This is a genomic window from uncultured Rikenella sp. (assembly GCF_910577125.1).
Taxonomy (GTDB): Bacteria; Bacteroidota; Bacteroidia; order Bacteroidales; family Rikenellaceae; genus Rikenella.
This window is the reverse complement of sequence record NZ_CAJTMN010000148.1, coordinates 1-4,043: the sequence shown is the minus strand read 5'-3', so window position 1 is coordinate 4,043 and position 4,043 is coordinate 1. Positions and strand designations below refer to the sequence as shown.

Genomic DNA, 4,043 nt, shown 5'->3' with positions numbered 1-4,043 from the left:
TTACGCGGGCGACAGACCTGGATCAACCCTTGACCGGTACTTTCCCGTACTATTCAGACGGGAAAGAGGGTGAAACCTACGGATCAGGTAATTACAAGGCGACCAACGGTCGGTTGTACAAGGTAACCACCTCGGGCACGGGAACCCCGCTCGCCTGGTACCCCGCCCCGGGCTACCGCCATCGGGCTACGGGCGCGCTGAACTCCACCGGCAACGACGGTTACAGCTGGTCATCCGCTACCAACGAGATCTACTGTCTGGACTTAGGTTTCGGCATAACGTGGCTCGATCCCTGCTACGTATACGGCCGCGCCTTCGGTTTTCAGTTGCGTTGCCTCTCGGAATAAACGGGGCGTGTCGCACTCACAAATGGCCGGGGCTACCCCAAGCAGCCCGGAAGCCTCAACAAACGGAACGATGCTCATTACAATAGCCTATTTAGGAAACATCCAATACTTCGGGAAACTCGTGCGAGGCGCCCGAATCGAGGCCTGCGAGAATTTTCAGAAGCAGACCTACCGCAACCGGGCCGAAGTGATGACCGCCGCCGGCGTGCAGACACTGACCGTCCCCGTCGTCTGGGATCACCGGGCCAAGATGCCCATCCGCGAAGTGCGCATCGACTATACCCTGCCCTGGCAACACGAACACTGGCGCACCCTGCGGGCCGCCTACGCCGCAGCGCCCTACTTCGACCACTACGCCGAAAAACTGGCCCCGTTTTTCGATCCACGGATCTACCGGCCCGAACGCCTGTTCGACCTGAACAGCGACCTGACCCGCCTTTTGCTCCACCTGTTCGGCCTGCCCGAGCACCTGACATTCACAGACGAATACACCGCGCCCACCCCGCTCGACACGGCAGCCGAGGCGGGAGACTTCCGGGATATCCTCTCGCACAAGCCGCGCCTCCGGCGACCCGACCCGACGTTTGCGGCACCGGAGTACTACCAGGTCTTCGCCGACCGGATCCCTTTCGCGCCGAACCTGTCGGCCATAGACCTGCTCTTCTGCGAAGGGCCGCAGACGGGGCAGATCATTCAGGAAAGTATCAAACCCTAACCCAAATTCTATCGATGAAAACCCTTTTCACCCTGCTCGGAGCCCTCTTTCTACTCAGCTCCTGCAACCACCGCCTGACGCTGGCCGAGGGAGGCCGCAGCGACTACCGCATCGTGGTAGCCGCCGACGCCGACAGCCTCACCCGCCTCGCCGCCGAACGCTTTCAGTCCTATTTCCGACAAATTTCGCAAGCCGAGCTGCCCATCGTGACCGAAACGGCAGGCGACGGAGGCGACGGAAATGAAATCGTCTTCAGCGCCGACACCTCGAAACTCGCCGACTTAGGGGACGACGGATTCGTCATCTTCACCGACGGCAACCGTATCCACATTCAGGGCGGCACTTCGCGCGGCGTTCTGAACGGGATGTACACCCTGCTGGACGACTATCTCGGGTGCCGGAAATACTCGGCCGCCGTCGAAGTCATTCCGCAGTTCGACAAAGTGACCCTCCCGGCATCGATCCGCGACCGGCAGGTTCCGGTGATTACCTTCCGCGACACCCACTACCGGGGGACGAACGATCAGGGGTACATCGACTGGCACAAGCTGAGCCACGACACCACCGGAAACAAACCCGACTGGGGCTTCTGGTGCCACAGTTTCGGGACGCTGCTGCCGGCGGATCCCTATTTCAAAACCCATCCGGAATATTTCGCCCTCGTGGGCGGCAAGCGGGCTACGACTCAGCCTTGCCTGTCGCAGCCGGAGGTGCTGGAGATCATGTGTGACAACCTGGCCAAGGCGATGGCCGCCAAGCCCGAGGCTAAATATTGGTCGGTCAGCTCGAACGACAATTTCGGCTACTGCCAGTGTCCGCTGTGCGCCGAGGTCGACTCCATCGAGGGGAGTCCGACAGGCAGCGTGATCCGCTTCGTGAACGCCGTGGCCGAACGGTTCCCGGACAAGGTCATTTCCACTTTGGCCTACCAGTATTCGCGGGCGGCGCCGAAGGTGACCAAACCGCGCGAGAATGTGAACATCATGTTCTGCAACATCGAGTGCAACCGCAGCGAACCGATCGCCACGGATTCGACCAGCGCCTCGTTCCGCCGCGACATGGAGGGGTGGGCCCGGCTCACGGACAATATTCTGGTGTGGGACTACGTGATCCAGTTCAAGAATCTGGTCAGCCCGTTCCCCAACTTCCATACGTTGCAGCCTAACATCCGGTATTTCGTGGACAACCATGTGGTGGCGATGTTCGAACAGGGGAACCGCGAGGTGGGCGGCGAGTTCGCCGACCTGCGGGCCTATCTGATCGCGAAGCTGCTCTGGAATCCGGCCGCCGATGCCGACTCGCTGATGAACGACTTCCTGAACGGCTACTACGGGCCGGCGGGGGTGCATGTCAAAGAGTATATCCACCTGATCACGCAGAATCTGGAACAGAGCGGCAAACCGCTTTCGATCTTCGGCGCCCCGACCGACGGTGCCAACAGCTACCTCTCGCCGGAGAATCTGGCCATCTACGAAGCCTGCTTCGAGCGGGCCGAGGCGGCGGTAGCCAGCCAGCCGGAATACTTGGAACGGGTGCGGATCGCCCGCCAACCGCTCCGGTATGCGGAGCTGGAGCAGACGAAGCTCGACCCGTACGGGCCGCACGGTATCTACATCCGGACGGCCGACAGCACTTGGGAAACCAATCCGAAGTACACGCAGAAGTTGGAGGATTTCATCGCCCTGTGTAAAAAAGAGGGGGTGACGCGTCTGTCGGAGTGGCACACGACGCCGGACGAGTATCTGGAGATGATGAAGAAAATCTCGATCGTGCGGCAGGACGGAAACCTGAGCTTCGAGAAACCGGTCACCCTCTCGCCGGCGCCGCATCCGAAATACGCCCGCTCGGCGGACAAGGTGCTGACGAACGGCATCCACGGCAGCAACGACTACAAAATCCAGTGGCTGGGCTGGGACGTGCCGCGTTTCGAGGCGGTGGTCGATCTGGGATCGGAGCAAGAGATCGCGCGGGTGACGGCGACCTACCTGCAGGCGCTGACGGACTGGATTTTCTTCCCGAAACAGGTGACTTTCCACGTCTCGTCGGACGGCAACGCCTACACTCAGGTGGGTATGGAGGCGCAACCGGAGGTGAACCGGGCGGTTTCGGTCGGCTCGCGTGACTTTTCGAGCGCGGTGGGCCGCAGGGGACGTTATGTGAAGGTGGTGACGGACGGTGTGGGGGTCTGCCCGCCGTGGCATCTGGGGGCGGGCGGCAAGGCTTTCGCCTTTATGGACGAGATCGTCGTGGAATAACTCTGATCCGCTCCATTTAGACACAAATTACTGTAACGCAGACCGGCGGTATCCTTTTCATAAGGGTACCGCCGGTCGTATTTTTCATCCGGTGCGAATGGCCCGGGGCGAATAGGGGGAGGTTGTGGTAGACACGGCCAGCCTTCGAGTGCCGAGCGGCACCCGTTTATTCCGAGAGGCAACGCAACTGAAAACCGTAGGCGCGGTGGCTCGCGTGGCTGGGATTGAGCCACGTCACGTAGAAATTCAAGTGCATGCCATTGGTACCGCTGACCGTCGAAGACCAGCTGTAACCGTAGTAGCCGACGGTGCTCAGCGCGCCCGTATCCCGAGGGCGATAGCCCGGGGCGGGGTTACCCTCATAAGCCCGGGTTCGAAGTTCCCAATCAGTCGAGTCTTCCGTTTATTCCGAGAGGCAACGCAACTGAAAACCGTGGGCGCGGCTGTGCGCGCCGCTGGGGTGGAGGCTCTGCGTGTTGAAGTCCAAATACCGCACCGTGACGTCGCCCGTCACCGGCGTACACGACCAACTGTACCCGCGGTTGCCGACGTTCACCAGATCGCCTAACCGCCCAAAGTTGCCTGCGTCGCGGTAGCCCGGGGCGGGCAAATGGCCGCCTCTGCTTTAAAAAGAATCGTTGGGGGATTTTCAAGGGGAGATGCGAGTCCCTCTTGAATGTGCTCTTTGCCTACTTTCTACCACATAGTAGAAAGTAGGGGCCCCCG

General features: G+C 60.8%; 3 protein-coding genes and 1 pseudogene. 3 read left to right on the top strand and 1 reads right to left on the bottom strand.

The features are described 5' to 3' along the window. The 3 genes and pseudogenes from QZ292_RS09940 to QZ292_RS09930 all read left to right on the top strand — a co-directional run. Positions 1 to 347: pseudogene (locus QZ292_RS09940) on the top strand (hypothetical protein); the annotation flags it as partial. A gap of 70 nt (positions 348 to 417) precedes the next feature. Beyond that, on the top strand, positions 418 to 1,062 hold the full coding sequence (locus QZ292_RS09935) for a WbqC family protein (protein WP_294601107.1): 645 nt from the start codon (positions 418 to 420) through the stop codon (positions 1,060 to 1,062). 14 nt (positions 1,063 to 1,076) lie between these two features. Continuing rightward, on the top strand, positions 1,077 to 3,317 hold the full coding sequence (locus tag QZ292_RS09930) for a DUF4838 domain-containing protein (protein ID WP_294601105.1): 2,241 nt from the start codon (positions 1,077 to 1,079) through the stop codon (positions 3,315 to 3,317). A 403-nt stretch (positions 3,318 to 3,720) separates the two neighbouring features. Here the strand turns inward: QZ292_RS09930 and QZ292_RS09925 are convergent, their stop codons facing one another. Then, a complete protein-coding gene (locus QZ292_RS09925) occupies positions 3,721 to 3,927 on the bottom strand; it encodes a hypothetical protein (protein WP_294601103.1) in 207 nt (68 codons plus the stop codon). Between the last annotated feature and the right edge of the window lie 116 nt (positions 3,928 to 4,043).